This window comes from Variovorax sp. YR266 (assembly GCF_900107295.1).
In the GTDB taxonomy this organism is placed as follows: domain Bacteria; phylum Pseudomonadota; class Gammaproteobacteria; order Burkholderiales; family Burkholderiaceae_C; genus Variovorax.
In genome coordinates this window covers 291,639-310,580 of the sequence record NZ_FNPM01000009.1, presented here as the reverse complement: position 1 = coordinate 310,580, position 18,942 = coordinate 291,639, and the positions used below count along the sequence as shown (strand labels likewise).

Genomic DNA, 18,942 nt, shown 5'->3' with positions numbered 1-18,942 from the left:
CGCCTGGGTCAGGCCGTGCGCAGCCGCAGCAGGGCGCGCACGAAGCCGTGGTCGGAGCGCGAGCGGTCGCGCCCTTCGTGCAGGTGGTCGTTGAAGTAGTCGACACGCCGCACGTCGCCAAGGCTGTGCCGGCTGCTGGCGACGAACTCCTCGCTCACGAGAATCTGGTCGAGCACATCCGGAAAGCCCTGGTGGATGTGCGAGTACGCCACGTCCTTCTTGAGCGCCGACTCGCCTTGCATCTCGTAAGCGTTGAACAGCGCCACGTCGCGCGCGGCCTTGTCGTAGGCCACTTCGGAGGTGGCCGCCACGAGCTGCGTCGTCACGCTGTGCGGGTTGTCGTTGAAGTCGCCCATCACCACGAGCGGCACGTTCGTGCCCTGCAGCAGATCGATGACGATGCAGCGCAGGGCCGCGGCCTCCGCGCCGCGCATCAGCAGCGAGCGCAGCGACGCCATCACGCCGATCTTGCGGTCGTCGCGGTCCTCGAGGTGGTTGCCTTGTGCGTCCTGCAGGAACTTCGGGCGCTTGGATTTCAGATGCACCGTGAGCACATGCACCTGCTGGCCGTGCTTCATGCGCACCGTGACCAGCAGGGGAGGCCGCTCGAAGCGTGTGTGTGGACCGAGGCCGGGCACATCGACGCCGATGCCCGGCGGAAAGTCGACGAAGGAGCGGACCTCGTCCACCATCAGGCGCGTGACGATGCCTACGCGCGGCGTGCCTTGTGCGCCAGTTCTCGCAGGCGTGCCCTCGGGGCTGCCGGGCGGTGGCGTGTTCTCGGCGCCGGGCACCGAGACAAAGTCGTAGCGCAGGCCGCTGCGCGCGATGGCCGCCTTCAGCGCCGATTCGTCCCACACCTCCTGCACCGCCAGCACGTCGGCGTTGAGCGCGTGAAAGCGCTCGCCGGTCCAGTCGATCTTTCGCTCGTACTCGCGCTCGGTGTAGGCGTCCTGGTTCTCGTAGTACACGCGGTTCGGGGCCGCGAGATTGAGGAGGTTGCAGGTGGCTACGAAGAGGGTGGCGTAGTTGGGTGGGATGTATTGCATGGCGGAACGATTGTGCCGATGCACCAAAGAAAAAGGGCACCGAGGTGCCCTTTCTTCATGTTCCGGGGCAGGTGCTCTGCCCGTGGATATCAGCGACCGAACGAACGTCCGCCGCCACCGCCACCCGAGCGGTTGCCACCACCGCCGCCACCGTAGCCGCCACCACCGCCCGAACGGCCACCGCCGCCCGAACGATTGCCGCCGTAGCCACCACCGCCGCCGCCACCCGGGCGACCGCGTCCGCGGCCGCCACCCATGTGGTCAACGCTCGTGCGCAACGGATCCGGCTGGCCGGCGCCGCCTGCGACCGCTTCGGCGCGCAGGTGCGCGACCTGGTTGGCTTGCGTCGGGCTGTGGCTGTTGCCGTGATGGCGCGGTTGGCGCTCGTCATGCGGCAGATGGCCTTGTTGGTGCTGCGGGGCATGGTGCGGCGTGCGTGCCGGACCTTGCGGGCCGCGGCCTTGCGGCGGGCGAGCGCCCTGGCCGCGCGGACCCTGGCCTTGGCCCTGTCCGCCGCCGTTGTTGGCGTTGCGGCCTTGACCGCCACCGCCCTGGCCGCCACCGCGGCGCTGGCCGCCGCCATTGCCGCCACCACCGCCAGCACCCTGGCCGGCCTTGTTCTCGCGGATGCGCTGCAGCATCTCGGTGCGGGCAGCCTTGGCGGCTGCCTGCATCACGTCGCGGCTCGGGGGACGACCAGCGCCGCCCCAGATGGTCTGGCGGCCCATGGCGATGGGCTCGGCGCGTTCGCCTTCTTCAGGACCGAAGCCGTCGACGATCTGCACGGGAATCGTCTGCTTGGTGAAGCGTTCGATTTCCTGCATGAAGCCTTCTTCGTCCAGGCACACGAAGCTCACGGCCTCGCCGCTCGAACCGGCACGGCCGGTGCGGCCGATGCGGTGAACGTAGTCTTCGCTGACGTTCGGAATCTCGTAGTTCACGACGTGCGGCAGCTCGTCGATGTCGATGCCGCGGGCCGCGATGTCGGTGGCCACCAGCGCGCGGATGTCGCCGCTCTTGAAGCCGGCCAGCGCCTGCGTGCGCGCGCTCTGGCTCTTGTTGCCGTGCAGCGCCATCGCCTCGATGCCGTTCTTGGTGAGGAATTCGGCCACGCTGTTGGCGCCGAACTTGGTGCGCGTGAACACGAGCACCTGGCTCCACTTGTTCTCGTTGATGATGTGCGCGAGCAGCGCCTTCTTCTTGCCGCGGCCCACGGGGTGGATCACCTGGGTGATGCGCTGCACGGTGGTGTTGCGAGGCGTGACCTGGATGCTTTGCGGATTCTTCAGCAGCGTGGCCGCGAGGTCGCGGATCTCGTCGCTGAAGGTGGCCGAGAACAGCAGGCTCTGCTTTTCCCTGGGCACCAGGGCCAGGATCTTCTTCACGTCATGGATGAAGCCCATGTCCAGCATGCGGTCGGCTTCGTCCAGGATCAGCATCTGGACCTGGCTCAGGTCGAGCATGCCTTGCTGCTGCAGGTCGAGCAGGCGGCCGGGGGTGGCCACGAGGATGTCGACGCCCTTCTTGAGCTTGCTGATCTGCGGGTTCATGCCGACACCGCCGAAGATCACGGTGGAGTCGAGCTGCAGGTACTTGCCGTAGGTGCGCACCGACTCTTCGACCTGGGCCGCGAGTTCGCGCGTGGGGGTCAGCACGAGGGCGCGGATGCCGGTGCCGCCGAACTTGTTGGTGGCGCTGCGGCTCATGCTGAGCTTGTGCAGCATCGGCAGCGTGAAGGCGGCCGTCTTGCCGGTGCCGGTCTGGGCGCCGCCCAGCAGGTCATGGCCTTCGAGAACCGCGGGAATGGCTTGCGCCTGGATGGGGGTGGGAGTGTCGTAGCCGTGCTCGTGCACAGCCTTCAAGATGGCGGGGGCCAGCTTCAGTTCGTCAAAATTCATTGGAAACAATAAGCGCCATACACGGCGCAGTGGCATCGGCCCGCCAGGCGTCTTGTTGACGCCGAGCCAGTCAAGGCAGATGAAGGTCAGGGGTGGGAGCCGGAAAGTCCGCCCTCGCAAAAGGGTTGAAATGGAGCTTTCTTCGTCCCCGGCAGAGAGCCGGTGTTGCGGGCAACTGGACCCGGCAACGGTGGCTATTGTCGCATGAGTCGGGTTTTCCTGTCTCCAAGCCCGACTCAGGTAAATGAACATGCCGTGGATGGGCTCGCGCTGAGCTTCACCTGTCGGCGCTCGGATCGGTTGGCCGAGGTCGACGCCGTGCTGCCTGGCCAACGCACGCAGGCATCGTTCCGACGGACATCGAGCAGGCTAGGCAGCGGTTCAAGAGCGCTGCGCTCGTCGGTCGCGTCTCTCAGGCGATTTGCGGCAACGCCGGCAGCGCCGTGAGATCGATCACGCGATCGGCCATCGCGATCGTCTCAGGGCGGTGCGCGATTGTGATGCGTGTTATGAGAAGGGCGCGGATGGCCTCGTTCACCTGTCTTTCCTTGCCCACATCGAGGTGGCTGGTCGCCTCGTCAAGCACCAATACACGAGGCTGTCGATACAGGGCGCGAGCCAGAAGGATGCGCTGCTTCTGTCCGCCCGACAGGCTGCTCCCCATGTCGCCGTTCAGCGTGTGATAGCCCATCGGCATGGCTGTCACCTCAGCGTCGATTGCTGCAAGCGTCGCCGAGACCTGGACACGCGCCAGGTCGATCGTTTCGTCAAAGGCGGCGATGTTGTCCTGCAGGCTGGCGGAAAACAACTGATCGTCCTGCATGACAGCCGCAATCTGTCTGCGCCAATGACCGATGCCGAATCGGTCGAGAGGTACGCCATCGATCCGGACTGTGCCCTCCGTCGGCGTCAGAAGGCCCAGGATGATCTTGGCGAGTGTGGTCTTGCCGCAGCCTGTGGCGCCCACGACGGCAACGTGTTCGCCGGCCCGGATTTCGAGTTGCACATGACGAAGCACCCACGGTGCGCCACTCCCATAGCGAAAGCTGACGTTGTCGAGTGTGATGGTCGGGTGAAAACCCTCTGCACTTGCCAAGCGTGGTACTCCGCCTTGCAGTTGCTCCGGCTCGGCAAGCACGATGTCGGACAGCCGCTCGACGTGCAATCGCAGCATTCGAATGGCCATGAGGTTGTCGACGAAGCGCTGCATGCGCGAGGAGAACTCGTCCTTGTACGAAATGAACGCCATCAGCATACCCACGGTGAGCGTGCCACCGATCGCCATTGCCGCGCCCAGGCCGAGCACTGTGATGCTCTCAATGCCGAACACCAGGCTGTAGCCCGCGCCGAAAGCCAGCGTCATCTTCTGTGTGCTCGTCCGTCGATTGGTTGCCTGGACGACTATGTTCGTCCAGCGCGCAGCGCGCTGGTCTTCGAGACCCGCGATCTTGATCGTCTGGATGGCGCGCAGGCTTTCCAGGAAATGGGTTTGCGCCTTGGCGTCGTGCGTCAGCACCTCGTCGCTCGCGCGATGAAAGGCGCCATGGGGCAGCACGCGGATCGCCGCGTAGGCGAGCACGCCGGCGATGACGACGGCAGCAAGCTTGGCGCTGTAGAGCAGCATCACCAGCAGGGTCACGACGGCGAACAGGCCGTCGAGCAGGATCTCCACCAGCCTGCCCGTGACTGCCTGCTGGATGCTCTGCATCGACTGGAAGCGCGACACTACGTCGCCCGTGTGCCTGAGCTCGAACCATTGCGCAGGAAGGTGCATGAGATGGCCCATGATCCGTGCGGCCCACTGCGTGCCGAACTGCACCGAGGCGACGATGCTCAGCCATCCCCGCGCCGCTTCGAGCCCTACCTTGATCAGCGTGACCAGGCCGAAGCCGATGACCAGCAGCCATAGCAGTTCGACATCGCCGGAAACAACGGCGCCGTCCACGATCCATTGCGTGAACAGTGGGGCGACCAGCAGCACCACTTGCAGGCTTGCGGCCATCACAAAGAGCTGACCCAAGCTGCGCTTGAGGCCGTGGAGCTTGCCGACGAGTTGACGCCAGCTGATGGGTGTCTTGGGTTCGTTGCGCTCGAATTCGGGGGCGGGTGTGAGCTCGAGCGCGACGCCGGTGAAATGAGGGCTGGCTTCCTTGAGCGTCATGCAGAGCTCGCCCCAAGCCGGATCGTGGATCGTCAGTTTGCCGCGAGAGCATCGGACCAGTACGACAAAGTGACTCATGTCCCAATGAAGGATGCAGGGCAAGGCCAGTTGTGGCACTTCGTCCAGTTCCAGCCTCAGCGGCCGCGCGCGAAGACCGAGTGTGCCGGAGAGTTGCATGAGATCGCCCAGGTCCATCCCGCGCATCGAGACGGCGAATTTGGCGCGCAGCTCACTCATTTCGTAGACGCGGCCATGGTGAGCGGCGATATAGCCGAGGCAGGCGGCGGCGCATTCGGTAGCGGTGGATTGGAGGTAGGAGGGCATGATTCACATTCGAATTCATCGAATGCTTGGAATAAGGGCTGGCTCAGAGGCAAATTTTGTGGTCGGGGCAACAGATGGAGACAGGGCGATAAATCCTCAAAAGCAGAAGAGCGCTCCGTTTCACAGGGCGTCTTCTGCTGCAAGGAATTAGCTGAGCAATTTATCCCATAGCCCAGAAATCGCGAGAATGCATACGGCGATTATTCCGATTCCTGCAATTTTCACCCATATGCCTTTGAAGAGAAAGGCAATTAATGCGAGAGTGAGAATTGTGATGGATAAAGCATTAATAACCATCGCCGTCCAAATCTTTCCCAATTATGTCGTTGCACATCAGCCCTCCAACAATCGTTCCAAATGCTGCCCCATTGATTCCTGTCACAAAGCTCCGACCTGCCGCAGCACCTATAAGGAATCCAACTGCAGCAAATCCGGCTATGCACTGATTTTCTGTCATGCCACCGCTCACCAAGGACATGTCTTCAATAACGAGTTCTCTCATATCACTCCTTTGTTGAACTTGAAAATTTTCGGAAAAATAAGCCGCTAATTCCTGTAATGACTGCTGCGGGTATAATTGCAAGAATTATTTTTTAAAGCCCATTGGGCAAATAATTTCGCAAAAATCCAATTGAAATTTGCAGCCAATAACACGCTTAATATCGATATTTGTACTGCTGCTCCAATGGCAAATCATTGAAGAAATAGTGACGGAATATTAATCGTGTAAATGCGATGGGAATAATCTTTCATATTTCTTGGTATTTTGGGTTCTGATGTGAATTTTCCTTAAATTGTTGTTGAAAAATTGAACGCATTGCCACTCGATAGTCCGGGACCGGCGAAATGACGTCCTTGTCCGCCAGCTGCTGCAAGAGCGCCGAGGTCTTTTCGCGTTGGTCCGGGGACTTCGAGATTTCCTCCAGCGAGGCTCGTGGTCGCGAGAACAGGCTCGCGATGTGCCTTTGGCTCGCCGCATCCATTCGAATGGCTTGGCCGTTGACGTACACATTTGTCGACGCGGGCGAAGCCGTCCGGTAGACCGAGTTCAATCTGAACTGACCTTGAGGTTCGCCCGATGCGCCGGGTTTGCCCAATGTTTCGATCGCGAATCGCGATACCACTCTCTCGTTCGAGAAGACCTCGCGCTTGAACTCCGCAAGATTTGTCTTGCTGACCAAGAGTTCTTCTGCAGCCTGTGCCGCCAGCGCAAGGCCGTCGAGGTTGTCTCGTTCGGCCTTGATCGACTGGCGCAGTGCGATGTCGGAAGGCAGTGTCTTGAAGCACGACCACGCAACGTAGTCCCTGATCAGCATCGGATGGATGCCGACCGCGATATGGAAGGTCTCTTCGCTGGCGAGTGGAACCGCCTCGTGCCACCAGCCGCGCGGTATGTAGAGCACGTCACCGGCTTCCAGATACCCGTCGAACACGGGCTCCGCCGGGCATTCTTGCTTGTGTTCCTTGCTCTTCTGATGCGGCAGCGGAAGCGCAAAGGTCGGCGCGAACACGCGCCAGCGCTTGCGGCCGATCAACTGGACGGCGAAGACGTCATGCGTGTCCCAGTGCTGCGCGAAGGTGCCTCTGCCGCCGAAGGCGGCGTAGCCGTTGGCGACCGCCTTCTCGCCGACGAAGCGCGCAATCTCCATGGCGAGGTCATGAACGGGCTCCGACTTCGTCTCCAGCCGGTTCAATACCAGCGTCGCACCCTCTTGCAGGAGTTCGTAGAAAGTGTCCTTGACAATCTTCGATCGCTGCATTGCGAGATCAACAAAGGTTTCGGTGTAGTGCTCGACGGGGATCGGGCCGTCCTTGAAAAGCTGCAGCAACCCATCACGAGGATCCCAGGCGAACAGGGCGGAGTTGATGTCCTTCCATGTCACTGGGCGGTGTGCCAGCGCGCCTTTGCGAACGAAGAACTGTTTCTCGTAGTACTCCTCGATGAACCGCTCTGTCGAAACCCCGAAATCGATCATCTTGAAACTCCTGCTTGAAAGAAAAAAACGGCGATCGCTTCAGCAGCCGGTGTCGGCGATGCAGCGGATGAACTGGGGCAACCGCTTTTTGGAGAGCACGTCGCCATTCATCGTCGAGACTTCGCTCTCCCCGGGTCGGTGAACCCGAACGATCGCGGCTTCTGAAGCCGTTGAACGTCTTCCGGCGCGGCGGGCGGCGGCGAAGATGCGTCGATCGCGTGGCGGGCTGGTGGTACAAAGAGCGGAAGTTGCTTTTTCATTGGTGCTGCCTAGAAGGTGTACTTGCGCAAGCCGATCAACGGCTCGAGCACCCACTCGATAAGCCGTCTGCGCTCCTGTTCGATATCCGCTTCGAGTGCCATGCCTGGCATCAGCGGCAGCGCCTTGCCGTAGGCCAGGACGCTTTGCGATTCGAGCTTCACGGTCACTCGGTACAGGCCTTCCTGGCTTGCCGATGCGAGCGGCGATGCGGCGCTCAGTTCGCCGGGCTGAAGCGGACTGCGCGACACTTCGGTGACGACGCCGGCGTACTGTCCGAACTTCTGGTACGGAAAGGCCTGATAGCGGATGCGAACCCGCTGTCCGGCTTCGACAAACCCTACGGCGCGAGAAGGCGCGAAGAGCTGTGCAACCAGTTCCGCATCTGCCGGGAGAAGGGTGGCAAGGGCTTGGCTGCCTGCCGGCTGGCCAACCTGCGCGGTGATCGCTGTGATGACGCCGTCCATTGGCGCAGTTACGGCGAGTTGGTCTCGCGTGCGCGCCTCGGCGACTTCCTGGCCCAATGCGGCCAGGTCGCGTTCCAGCTCGGCGATCTGGGCTTCTGCGCGTGCGGCGGTCTGGTTGAGCTCGCTTTGGACCGAGACGGTCGTGCTCGTCAACTCGGCCTTCTGGCGATGGGCGGCAACCCATTGCGCGCGCAACGTTTCGACTTGATCTTCCTTATCCTGCAGCGCCACTTCGGAGATGAAGCGCTCGCGCGCGAGGGTTCGATGGCGTTCGAGCATCCTTGTGGCGGCTTCGATGCGACGCCCGTGCAGTTCGATCTCCTGCTGGACGCGGCGGCCTTGCTCCCGCAATGTCTCGAGGCGGTTGCGCAGTCCCTGCTGCGTTTGCTCGCGCAGTAGCCGCAGAGTGCCGACGGCCCGCAGCAGGCTGTCGCGGCGCTGCGTCAGTGATGCTGCCTGCGCGTCCGAAAGTCTCGCGTGCTCGGACGCGCCTGCAGCGCGGCGATCGTCGGAGAGTACGAAGAGCAACTCGCCCTGTCGCACGCGCTGGCCTTCTTCGACGCGCTTTTGCGTGACGATGCCAGGCGTCGCGGCAAGCAGGCGGATGGTGCCCTTCGTCGGCACGAGCAGGCCTGCCGCAGTCGCACGCTTGGTATAGCTGCCAAGCGTCAGGTAGCTGCAGATCAGCAGCGCCGTCAGGCCGGCAGCCAGCACCAAAACCAAACTCGGCCAAGGCCGCGCCAGCACGATGGGTCCGTAAGACGCGCACGACCCCACGTTCAGCGCCTCGGCGCGGAACAGGCTCATGGCGTTGGCCTACGGGCGTGCGGAAATCGAGTGAGGGCGGGACTGGCGCCGCGGCGAAAGCCGCAAGCGCGTCAAAGCGTAAGTAAATTTCATTTTTCTCTTCCCTGATGAGCGATTAGCGCGCCGGAATTGCCGGCGGGTCTATCGGCCACTTTGTTGAGCGGCGACCTCTATGGGCGCGAATATAGCAGCGCCGAATGCCACGGCCGTGTCACTGGTCGAACGGTCGGTTCGCGACCATGCGTTAAACTCTTACCCTGCCGGTATTACTACAGCGCAACATGCGACTCACATCCAAAGGTCAGGTAACCATCCCCCAGAACATCCGCGAACTTGCCGGCCTCAAGCCATACGACGAAGTGGAGTTCGAATACCGCAACAAGCAGATCGTGGTGAAGCCCATCAAGCGCACGAATACGCCTGCCGAAGAGGCGATTGCGTTGCTGCGCGGCAGTGCCACCTCTAAGCTCGACCTGTCGGCCGACGACTGGCTGGAGATGACGCGTGGCGAGCGTTGAACGTTCCGAAACTTTCCTGATCGACAGCAATGTTCTGATCGACGTGATCCATGAAGATCCGAAATGGATGGATTGGTCTGTCGCGGCTATTTCCGATTGCCTGAACCGGGGTAAGCTGGCGATCAATCCGCTGATCTATGCCGAGGTTTCGGCATACTTCAATTCGGACCGCGATGCCGACGCGGCACTACCTGCGCGGCTGTACGAGCGGCTGGATCTGCCCTACGCAGCCACCCGGGGCGCGACAGTGGCGTTTCACAAGTATCGGAAGGCCGGTGGAACGTGTCCTTCGCTGCTGCCGGATTTCTACATCGGCGCGCATGCGCAACTGCTGGGTTGCACCCTCGTATCGCGCGACAGGGCGCACTACAAGGCCTATTTTCCAAAGCTCAAACTGATTTCACCCAAGCAAAGATAACCATGGCTCAATACGTCTATTCGATGAACCGTGTCAGCAAGACCGTACCGCCCAAGCGGCAGCTCTTGAAAGACATTTCGCTCTCTTTCTTCCCCGGCGCCAAGATCGGCGTGCTCGGCCTGAACGGCTCGGGCAAGTCCACGCTGCTCAAGATCATGGCGGGTGTGGACAAGGAATTCGAGGGCGAGGCGCTGCCCATGCCGGGGATGACGATCGGCTATCTGGAGCAGGAACCCAAGCTCAACACCGAGCACACGGTGCGCGAGTCGGTCGAAGAGTCCATGGGCGCGGTGTTTGCGGCCAAGGCGCGCCTCGAAGAGGTGTACATCGCCTATGGTGCCGAAGACGCCGACTTCGACGCGCTGGCGGCCGAGCAGGCCCAGCTTGAAGCCATCATCGCCACCGCCGGCACCGATTCCGAACACCAGCTCGAAATTGCCGCCGACGCCCTGCGCCTGCCGGCCTGGGACGCCAAGATCGGCGTGCTGTCGGGCGGCGAAAAGCGCCGCGTGGCACTGTGTCGCCTGCTACTGAGCAAGCCCGACATGCTGCTGCTCGACGAACCGACCAACCATTTGGACGCCGAATCTGTCGAATGGCTCGAAGTGTTCCTGCAGCGCTTCACGGGCACCGTGGTGGCCATCACCCACGATCGCTACTTCCTCGACAACGCGGCCGAGTGGATCCTGGAAATGGACCGTGGTCGCGGCATTCCCTGGAAGGGCAACTACAGCACCTGGCTCGAGCAGAAGGGCGAACGCCTGGCGCAGGAGCAGAAGAGCGAAGAAGCCCACGCCAAGGCGCTGAAGAAGGAGCTGGAGTGGTCGCGCCAGAACCCGAAGGCACGCCAGGCCAAGAGCAAATCCCGCCTGGCCCGCTTCGAAGAGCTGAGCGACATGGAATACCAGAAGCGCAACGAGACGCAGGAAATCTTCATTCCGGTGGCGGAGCGGCTGGGTCAGCAGGTGTTCGAGTTCCACGGCGTCAGCAAGTCCTTCGGCGACCGCATGCTGATCGACAACCTGAGCTTCACCGTGCCGCCAGGAGCCATCGTCGGCATCATCGGCCCGAACGGCGCCGGCAAGTCGACGCTGTTCAAGCTGCTCGCGGGCAAGGAAAAGCCGGATTCGGGCGAGGTCGTCATCGGCCAGACCGTGAAGATGGCTTTCGTCGACCAGCATCGCGACGAACTGGCCAACCAGAAGACCGTGTGGGAAGACATCTCGAACGGCCTCGACATCATCAACGTCGGCAAGTTCCAGATGGCCAGCCGCGCGTATGCGGGCCGCTTCAACTTCAACGGCGCCGACCAGCAGAAGAAGGTCGGCACGCTGTCGGGCGGTGAACGCGGCCGCCTGCACCTGGCCAAGACGCTGATCGCGGGCGGCAACGTGCTGCTGCTTGACGAACCCTCGAACGACCTCGACGTGGAAACGCTGCGCGCGCTCGAAGATGCGCTGCTCGAATTCGCCGGCACGGTCATGGTGATCAGCCATGACCGCTGGTTCCTCGACCGTATCGCCACGCACATCCTGGCCGCCGAAGGCGACAGCCAGTGGACCTTCTTCGACGGCAACTACCAGGAGTACGAAGCAGACAAGAAGAAGCGCCTTGGTGAAGAAGGCGCCAAGCCCAAGCGCATGCGTTACAAGGCGCTGAAATAAGGCTCAGGCGGCTTCGGCCGCTTCAGCAAGAGCGCGCGGTTCCGCAAGGGGCCGCGCGCTTTTTTCATCGTCCGCCGCAAACACATCGCGTGCGGCGAAGAGTCCGTTCAATGCCGCCGGAAAGCCCGCGTATACCGCCATCTGCATGATGATCTCGATCACTTCGTCGCGCGTCACGCCGACGTTCAGCGCGGCCTGGATGTGCACCTTCAGTTGCGGCGCGGCATTGCCCATGGCGGTGAGCGCGGCTACCGTGGCGACCTCGCGGGAGCGCAGGTCGAGGCCGGGGCGCGAGTAGATGTCGCCGAACGGAAACTCGATCACCAGACGGCCAAAGTCGGGCGCGATGTCGGCCAGGCTCTCGACCACCTTGACGCCGCCTTCACCGTCGATCTCGTGGAGCTTGGCCAGGCCACGCGTGTAGCGCAGGTTGTCGTTGTGGCCCTGGTTCTGTGTGTTCGTCATTGCTCGTCTTTCCTTCCCGGGCTTTGCCCGATAGAGGAGGACGCTTCTTCGTCTTCTCGACCTCGCGGTAGTGGTCGATCTTGAGCGACAGCGCCTGCATGGATTGCTGCAGCGTCGCCACCCGGGCCTGAACTTCGGCAAGGTGCTGTTCGAGCATCTCGCGCCGTTCGCCGACGCTGGCGTCCCCCTGGCTTCGAAGCCTGACGAAGGCCTGCATGCCCTGGATGGACATGCCGGTCTCGCGCAGGCGCAACAGGAAATCCAGCAAGTCCATGTCGGCGCTCGCATAGCGCCGCTGACCGCCCGGTGCACGCGGCACCGCGGCAATCAGCCCGATGCGTTCGTAGTAGCGCAGCGTGTAGGCCGTCAGGCCGGTTCGCTCTGCGACTTCCGCAATGGTCAGACTGGTTTCCATGGCGTTGATTCTCGAAATTAGAGCGCGCTCTAAGTCAAGCGCTTTGTCGAACTATTTTTGCGGGACATTCAGATCGGCATCCAGCCAGCCGCGCAGGCTGTTCACGAAGGCCAACGCCTGCACCCGGGGCAGATCGTCCACCCGCACGACCGCTTCGGCAAGCTGGCCGCTGCGCACGCGGTTGGCGCGGCCGATGCCGTTCAGCAAACCACAGCGCAAGGGCGGCGTGACCCAGCGGCCGTCGAGCAGCAGGGCAATGTTGCCGCGCGTGCATTCGGTGATCTCGCCGTCGCGGTTCCACAGCAGGGTGTCGAACGCGCCCGCAGCGGTGGGCGCGAAGGCTTCGTAGTGGGCGCGGCGGGTGGTCTTGAAGCGGGTGAAGTCGCTGCCCGATTCGTTGAACGCGCGGTCCGCGAGCTGCAGCTGCACGCGCGCGGGCGGCGCTTCCATCGCGAACGCCTCGGCGCGGGGCGTGCCTTGCGCATCGAGCAGCAGGCGCACGCGCCACATGCCGGCCGTGTGCTGTGCCTGAAGACGATGCAGGCAGGCGGCGGCGAGCGCTTCGTTCCACGCATAGCCGAAATGCCGGGCGGCGTTTGCCATGCGCGCCAGGTGCGCCGGTGCATCGCGCAATTCGCCGGCTGCCAGCGCCAGTGTTTCGAGCAGCTCGAAAGGCGGATTCACGGGACGCTTTGCGTGCGACAGGAAGGCACGCTTGTGCCGCCACTCTTCCCACTCGGCGTCGGCTTGCGCATCGGCCGTGATCCCGCTTCCGATGCCGCAGCGTGCCTCGTTGCCGCGCAGCGTCACGGTACGGATCGGCACATTGAAAGTCGCATGCCCGCCGGGCTGCACCACGCCCACGGCGCCGCAATACACACCGCGCGCCTCGGGCTCCAGTTCGCGGATCATGCGCGTCGCGCTGACCTTGGGCGCTCCGGTGATCGAGCCGCACGGAAACAGCGCACCGAACACATCGACCAGTGTGGTGCCTTCGCGCACTAGTGCCTCGACATCCGACGTCATCTGCCACACGGTCGGCAGCGCCTCGGTGTGAAAGAGCCGCGGCACACGCACCGAGAAAGGCCGGGCCACGCGCGAGAGGTCGTTGCGGATCAGGTCCACGATCATGACGTTCTCGGCCCGCTCCTTCGGCACAGTGCGCAGCCGCTGCGCCAGCGCTTCGTCTTCGGCGGGCGTGGCGCCGCGCGGGGCTGTGCCCTTCATGGGACGCGTGAGGATGCGGTCGTCGTGCCAGTCGAAGAAGAGTTCGGGTGACACCGACAGCACCTGCTCTTCGCCGGTGTCGATGAAGGCGGTGTAGCCGTCGGGCTGCGCCTGCCGCAGCGCAAGAAACCAGTCTTGTGCATCGCCATGAAAGCCGGCATGCGATGGGGCGGTGTAGTTGAGCTGGTAGAGCTCGCCGTTCGCAATCGCGCGGTGGATGGCCTGCATGCGCTGGTCGAAGTCGGCGCGTGAGAGGCTGTCTTGCCAATCGACAGTGGGCACCGGCGAAGCGTTGTTCTGGACTTCCGGCCATGGCAGGGCTTCGTCGTGCACGCCGAACCAGGCCAACGGCCCGTCCGCCGCATGCACCGCGAACGCGAGGTCGAAGGCCGCTGCAGCCTCGTAGCGCAGATACCCCACGCACCAGTGCCCCTCACGCGCCATCGCCTCGACGGTTTCGAGCACAGGCAGCACCTCTGCGGCCGTCCGCGCCACCAGCACGCGCGAAGGCGCACCGAAAGACAGGCGCAGCCGGCTCGCACCATCGCCGTGCGGCTGTGCGAAATCGATCAGCGTGCGCAAGGTCGAATGCAGGGCACCATCAGGCGGCATCGTTCGCCGCGGTCGTCGGTCCTGCCCCACCGCCCGCACTGCTGACTTGCGACGCACGGGCCAGCACCCGCTTGCGCACCGCATAGATGTTGTTGCGCAGCGCATAGAGCTCGTCGGCATACGACAGCGGCACCGCCACCTTGTTGACCGTACGGTCGAGCTGGTCGAGGTCTTCGAGCAGGGACTTCTGTTCGGCCTCTTTCACTTCCGTCTTTGCATCGACCTTCGCCTCGATGTCGCGCAGCCGCGCATACCAGCGGAACACGCGCCGGCGCACGCGGAACTGGTACAGCGGCGGCACCACGCGGCTCAGCGGCAGCATCAGCACCAGCAGGCCGCCCAGCACCAGCCACATGCGCTCGACCAGGTTGCTGGCCCAGAAGGGCAGGTAGCGCTGCCAGATCGGCGGCGTGCCGTTGATGGCGCGGTCGCCCTCGGGGCTCACCGGCAGTTCGCTGGTGCGGGTGTTGGGAAAGTCGCGCGCCCGGTTGAACCAGCCGGCGCCGCTGTGCACCGATTGCGCCGCCTGCGCGAACAGCTGGCGCAGCGCGGGGTGGGTTTCGTCACGCGACAGCAGCGAGGTGGTGGCTGCGAGCAGCGCCACGTCGTGCGGCGGCAGGTCTTTCGACAGGTCGACCACGCCGCGCGGCAGCGTCACCGCCGAGAGGAACGGAAAGCGCCGCGAGTAGGCGTCGGCCTGGCCGAAGTCCATGAGCTTGATGTCGTCCGAACGCAGCAGCCGTTGCACCTGCGGCGATTGCGGCGCGGAAGACAGCACGATGGCGTCGAGAAGGCCGGCCTGCAGCGCCTCGGCGGCCGACGCCTGTTCGAGGTTCGACAGCAGCAGGTCTTCGGGGCCCAGCCTGTTGGCCTTGAGCAGGCGCTCCATGATGTCTGGCAGCCCGCTGCCCGGAAGGTCGATGTTCACGCGCAGGCCGCGCAATTGGGCGAGCGTGGTCAGCGTGCCGGTCTTGCGATCGATCTTCTGGGCCGAGTCGGCACGGTAGAAGAGCCAGATCGGCTCGTAGAACAGGCTGCCGAGCGAAGTGAGGCCGGCCTCTTCGTCGGCTACCGGGTCGGCGCTGCCGCCGCGCACGAAGGCCACGTCGGCCCCGCCGGTGCGCAGCAGCTGCAGGTTCTCGGTCGAGCCCGAGGTGGGCTTGAGCTCCACTTCGATGCCGCTGTGCTTGAGCGCTTCGGCATAGCGTTTGCCGAACTGCGCATAGGCGCTGCCCGTGGGGCCGGTGGCCAGCGTCACGTGCTTGGGCGGCTGCGGCTGCAGCCACCAGTAGGCGGCGATCAGCAGGCCGATGACGATGAAAATGATCGGCCCCGCCGAGGCGATGAGGTCGCGGAGCGACAGCAGGATCAGCTTCAAGGTTCTGGGGAACGCCATGGTGGTCTTCTCGTGTTCAGCCGCGCGCTGCAGCGAGATCCGCCGCGCAGGGAATGTGCAGCTCGCCCACCGTCACCGTGCGCGCCGCATGCACCGCGCGCAGCGTGGCGATGGCCACCGCCTCGGCGGCCATGGTGCTGAGCACCGTCATGCCGGGAGCGTTGCCTTCCAGCGGCACGCGGCCGGTGGCCAGCGCGAACAGCGTGTCGCCGTCGCTCATGGTGTGCACCGGGTTGATGGAACGCGCGAGCCCGTCGTGCGCGACCATGGCGAGCCGGTTGGCCTGTACCTTGGTCAGCACCGCGTCGGTGGCGATCACGCCGATGGTGGTGTTGGTGCCCGCCAGCAGGGGCTTGGGGCTGTCGCCGCGCAGCAGGGCACGGCGGGTGTCGAGCAGCGCCTTGCCGTCTTCGGTGCGCGCGCCGGCCACGGGCTGGCCGGTGTTGTGATCGATCACGTCGCCCAGCGAGTTCACCGCGATCAGCGCACCCACCGTGACGCCGCCGACCGTGACCGATGCGGTGCCGATGCCGCCCTTCATCGCGCGCTGCACGCCGAAGAGCTTGCCCACCAGCGCTCCGGTGCCGGCGCCCACGTTGCCTTCGGCGGGGGCAGCGGTGCTCGCGGCCTCGCAGGCGGCATAGCCGGCCGCGGCGTCGGGGCGGATGCGCGCGTCGCCCATGGGCAGGTCGAACAGCACGGCGGCCGGCACGATAGGCAGGGTGCCGAAGCGCACGTCCATGCCGATGTTGCGTTCTTCCATCCAGCGCATCGCGCCGTCGGCCGCCGCCAGGCCCCAGGCGCTGCCGCCCGCGAGCATCACTGCGTGCACCTGCTGCACGAGGTTGCCGGGCGCGAGCAGGTCGGTCTCGCGCGTGCCGGGTGCGGCGCCGCGAACGTCCACGCCGGCCACGGCGCCGTCGCGCGCCATGACGACGGTGCAGCCGGTGGGGCGGCGGGTGTCGGAGAAGTGACCGACCTCGATGCCGGAGACGTCGGTGATGGAACCGGCGGAATGAGTGGGGGTGGAAGACGGGGCAGACATGGCGGCCGATTATGAGACCGCACCCTCTACGATCCCCGCCATGACAGTTGCAAGAAGTTTCTCCCCAGACGGCGGCCGCCGTCATGTCGTGGTGATCGGCGCGGGCGCGGTGGGCAGCGCCACCGCCATCGAAGCCCTGCGCGCGGGCCTGCGCGTGACGGTGGTGGAGCCCGGCGAACCGGGTGGTCCGCAGGCCACGAGCTACGGCAATGCCGGCTGGCTGTCGTCGCACTCCGTGGTGCCGCCCGCGCTGCCGGGTGCCTGGCGCAAGGTGCCGGGCTGGCTGGCCGACCCGCTCGGGCCGCTCGCCCTGCGCTGGCGCTACCTGCCGCGCGCCCTGCCATGGCTGCTGCGCTACCTGGCCTCGGGCTGGACCGAGGCGCGTGTGCAGCGCACGGCCGACGCACTGCGCAAGCTGCTGGCCGACGCGCCCGCGCTGCATGCGCAACTGGCCGCCGAGGCTGGCGTGCCGCAGCTCATCGAGCGGCGCGGGCTGCTGCACGCCTACCGTTCGCGCGCCGAGTTCGACGGCGATGCGCTGGGCTGGCGCGTGCGCCAGCGCGTCGGCGTCCAGTGGGAGGAATGGCCGGAAGACGAACTGCGCCGCCGCGAGCCCGATCTGGCGGCGCGCTACACGCTCGGCATCTTCGTGCCCGAAGCCGGCCACTGCCGCAATCCGGGCGCCTACGTGGCGGCCCTGGCGCAGCGTGCACTCGATGCGGGCGCCGAACGTGTCGCCGCCCGCGCGACGGGTTTTCGCATCGAGGGCCGCCGTCTGCGTGCCGTGCGCACTGAGGCCGGCGAAATCGCCTGCGACGGCGCCGCCATCTGCGCCGGTGCCCGCTCGGGCCCGCTGGCCGCAGCCGCCGGCTCCCCGGTGCCGCTGGAGTCGGAGCGCGGCTACCACGTGGTCGTCGAAGACGCCACGGCCGGCCCGCGCACACCGACCATGGTGGCCGACGGCAAGCTCATCGCGCACTGGATGGACGGCGGCCTGCGCGCGGCAGGGCAGGTCGAGATCGCGGGCCTCGAAGCGGCGCCCGACTGGCGCCGCGCCGAAATCCTGCACGAGCATCTGCAATCGATGTTTCCGTCGCTTGCACGACCCGCGCCCGGCGCGCCTTCAGTGAAGCACTGGCTCGGACACCGCCCGAGCCTGCCCGACGGGCTGCCCTGCATCGGCCCGTCAGGCGGCAGCGCCGACATCGTGCTGGCCTTCGGGCATGGCCATGTCGGCCTGTGCGGCTCGGCGCGCACGGGGCGGCTGGCGGCTCAGTTGCTCGCGGGCGTTGCTGCGGAGATACCGTTGGCGCCTTTCGACCCGGGGCGCTTCAAGTCCTAGAGTTCGCCGCGCTCCAGCTCCGTGAGTAGTGCGCGCGTCGCGCGGCTGAGAAATGCCGACCGGCGCACGACGCAAGCTACGGGAACGCTCACATCGAGATCCGCGACTCGGATCAGCGCGAGATTGCCTTGTCCGACTTCCTCGGCAATGGCGCTTTCCTGGAGGAGCGCCAGGCCGAATCCCGCTTCGACCAGGCGCTTCTGAGCGGTCAGGCTGTCGATGGCGGTCCAGTCGATCCGCTCCACGCCCCGCACGAGGAACTGCGAAAAGATCGCCTCCGCGTAGGGCTCTGCGCGCCGCGGCTGCTGCGGAAAAGCCAGCCACCGTTCCCTCGAAAGACGGACGAGCGACTTCAACCGCTTGCCCGCGAGCGGATGGGCCGGCGCGCATGCGATCACAAGTCGCTCGTGGTGAATGATCTTGCACAGGAGGTCCGGCGACGGATCTTCGTAGTAGCGCAACCCCACGGCCGTATCGCCGGCACGGACCTTCTCGCTGACCTCGGCGCTGGTTGCCGTCTGCAGGCGGATGTCGAGGTCGGGAAGCGAGGACTTGAGTGTGGCGAGCACGGCAGCGAGGCCGGAGCTTGCGAGCGTTCCGACGGCTGCGATGTGCACCGTGCCTGCCGCGCCGGACTTGGCGGCCTCCACCGCGGCGGCAGCGTCGCCGAGCGCAGCGGCAACCTTCTCGGCGTGGGGCAGCAGGGCCTGGCCCGCCTGGCTCAGCCGGAGCCCGCGACCGATGCGCTCGAACAGCGGCGCGCCCAACTCCTCCTCCAGCAGCGCGATGCGGCGACTGATTGCCGATTGCGTGCGTGCAAGCGCAGACGCAGCTGCAGACACGCCGCCTCGCCGATGCACCATGAGAAACGTGGCAAGAGCTTCTGAATCCATGTGACGC

Annotated in this window: 17 protein-coding genes; 5 read left to right on the top strand and 12 right to left on the bottom strand. The window is 64.9% G+C overall.

Features of this window, described 5'->3' with window-relative positions:
• Window positions 1–8: 8 nt before the first annotated feature.
• From BLW48_RS24075 to BLW48_RS24055, 5 genes are all read right to left on the bottom strand, one after another.
• On the bottom strand, window positions 9–1,049 hold the full coding sequence (locus BLW48_RS24075) for an endonuclease/exonuclease/phosphatase family protein (RefSeq protein WP_093177995.1): 1,041 nt from the start codon (window positions 1,047–1,049) through the stop codon (window positions 9–11).
• A gap of 89 nt (window positions 1,050–1,138) precedes the next feature.
• Window positions 1,139–2,947: a DEAD/DEAH box helicase gene (locus tag BLW48_RS24070; RefSeq protein WP_093177891.1), complete on the bottom strand. Its 1,809-nt coding sequence runs from the start codon at window positions 2,945–2,947 to the stop codon at window positions 1,139–1,141.
• Window positions 2,948–3,359: 412 nt separating this feature from the next.
• Window positions 3,360–5,432 (bottom strand): peptidase domain-containing ABC transporter, encoded by a 2,073-nt coding sequence (locus tag BLW48_RS24065; protein ID WP_093177889.1) that lies wholly within the window; start codon window positions 5,430–5,432, stop codon window positions 3,360–3,362.
• A gap of 286 nt (window positions 5,433–5,718) precedes the next feature.
• Entirely contained in the window at window positions 5,719–6,015 is a 297-nt protein-coding gene (locus BLW48_RS35660) for a hypothetical protein (RefSeq protein WP_218137518.1), read from the bottom strand.
• 166 nt (window positions 6,016–6,181) lie between these two features.
• Window positions 6,182–7,408 (bottom strand): JmjC domain-containing protein, encoded by a 1,227-nt coding sequence (locus BLW48_RS24055; protein WP_093177887.1) that lies wholly within the window; start codon window positions 7,406–7,408, stop codon window positions 6,182–6,184.
• A 1-nt stretch (window position 7,409) separates the two neighbouring features.
• Between BLW48_RS24055 and BLW48_RS35470 the strand changes: the two genes are divergently transcribed.
• Window positions 7,410–7,550 carry a hypothetical protein gene (locus BLW48_RS35470; RefSeq protein WP_177142391.1) on the top strand — a complete coding sequence of 47 codons (141 nt, stop codon included), beginning with the start codon at window positions 7,410–7,412 and terminating at the stop codon, window positions 7,548–7,550.
• A gap of 127 nt (window positions 7,551–7,677) precedes the next feature.
• Here the strand turns inward: BLW48_RS35470 and BLW48_RS24050 are convergent, their stop codons facing one another.
• A complete protein-coding gene (locus BLW48_RS24050) occupies window positions 7,678–8,940 on the bottom strand; it encodes an HlyD family secretion protein (RefSeq protein ID WP_093177885.1) in 1,263 nt (420 codons plus the stop codon).
• A 281-nt stretch (window positions 8,941–9,221) separates the two neighbouring features.
• Here BLW48_RS24050 and BLW48_RS24045 point away from each other — a divergent pair, with 281 nt between their 5' ends.
• From BLW48_RS24045 to ettA, 3 genes are read left to right on the top strand one after another with little or no spacing between them, the layout of a single operon-like run.
• Entirely contained in the window at window positions 9,222–9,458 is a 237-nt protein-coding gene (locus tag BLW48_RS24045; protein ID WP_093177883.1) for an AbrB/MazE/SpoVT family DNA-binding domain-containing protein, read from the top strand.
• Window positions 9,445–9,876 (top strand): type II toxin-antitoxin system VapC family toxin, encoded by a 432-nt coding sequence (locus tag BLW48_RS24040; RefSeq protein ID WP_093177881.1) that lies wholly within the window; start codon window positions 9,445–9,447, stop codon window positions 9,874–9,876. Before BLW48_RS24045 ends, BLW48_RS24040 begins: the two co-directional genes overlap by 14 nt.
• A 2-nt stretch (window positions 9,877–9,878) precedes the next feature.
• Window positions 9,879–11,540: an energy-dependent translational throttle protein EttA gene (ettA, locus tag BLW48_RS24035; protein ID WP_093058280.1), complete on the top strand. Its 1,662-nt coding sequence runs from the start codon at window positions 9,879–9,881 to the stop codon at window positions 11,538–11,540.
• Between the two features lie 3 nt (window positions 11,541–11,543).
• Here ettA and BLW48_RS24030 read toward each other — a convergent pair whose 3' ends face one another.
• The 5 genes from BLW48_RS24030 to BLW48_RS24010 are packed head-to-tail and all read right to left on the bottom strand — an operon-like array spanning window position 11,544 to window position 16,700.
• Window positions 11,544–12,005, bottom strand: a complete 462-nt coding sequence (locus BLW48_RS24030) for a carboxymuconolactone decarboxylase family protein (RefSeq protein ID WP_093177879.1) — start codon at window positions 12,003–12,005, stop codon at window positions 11,544–11,546.
• Complete coding sequence (locus tag BLW48_RS24025) at window positions 11,923–12,420, bottom strand: MerR family transcriptional regulator (RefSeq protein ID WP_093058282.1); 498 nt, start codon at window positions 12,418–12,420, stop codon at window positions 11,923–11,925. Before BLW48_RS24025 ends, BLW48_RS24030 begins: the two co-directional genes overlap by 83 nt.
• A 51-nt stretch (window positions 12,421–12,471) precedes the next feature.
• Window positions 12,472–14,259, bottom strand: coding sequence for an aminodeoxychorismate synthase component I (gene pabB, locus BLW48_RS24020; protein ID WP_093177877.1), 1,788 nt, complete (start codon window positions 14,257–14,259; stop codon window positions 12,472–12,474).
• Window positions 14,249–15,655 carry a TAXI family TRAP transporter solute-binding subunit gene (locus BLW48_RS24015; protein WP_093177875.1) on the bottom strand — a complete coding sequence of 469 codons (1,407 nt, stop codon included), beginning with the start codon at window positions 15,653–15,655 and terminating at the stop codon, window positions 14,249–14,251. The genes pabB and BLW48_RS24015 overlap by 11 nt, the downstream gene beginning before the upstream one ends.
• 16 nt (window positions 15,656–15,671) lie before the next feature.
• Entirely contained in the window at window positions 15,672–16,700 is a 1,029-nt protein-coding gene (locus BLW48_RS24010; protein WP_093177874.1) for a P1 family peptidase, read from the bottom strand.
• Between the two features lie 40 nt (window positions 16,701–16,740).
• On the opposite strand from BLW48_RS24010, the gene BLW48_RS24005 reads away from it, so the two are divergent.
• Entirely contained in the window at window positions 16,741–18,042 is a 1,302-nt protein-coding gene (locus BLW48_RS24005) for an NAD(P)/FAD-dependent oxidoreductase (protein ID WP_093177993.1), read from the top strand.
• On the opposite strand, the gene BLW48_RS24000 is transcribed toward BLW48_RS24005, so the two are convergent.
• A complete protein-coding gene (locus BLW48_RS24000; RefSeq protein ID WP_093177872.1) occupies window positions 18,039–18,935 on the bottom strand; it encodes a LysR family transcriptional regulator in 897 nt (298 codons plus the stop codon). The two genes, BLW48_RS24005 and BLW48_RS24000, sit on opposite strands and share 4 nt — an antisense overlap.
• Window positions 18,936–18,942: the final 7 nt, after the last annotated feature.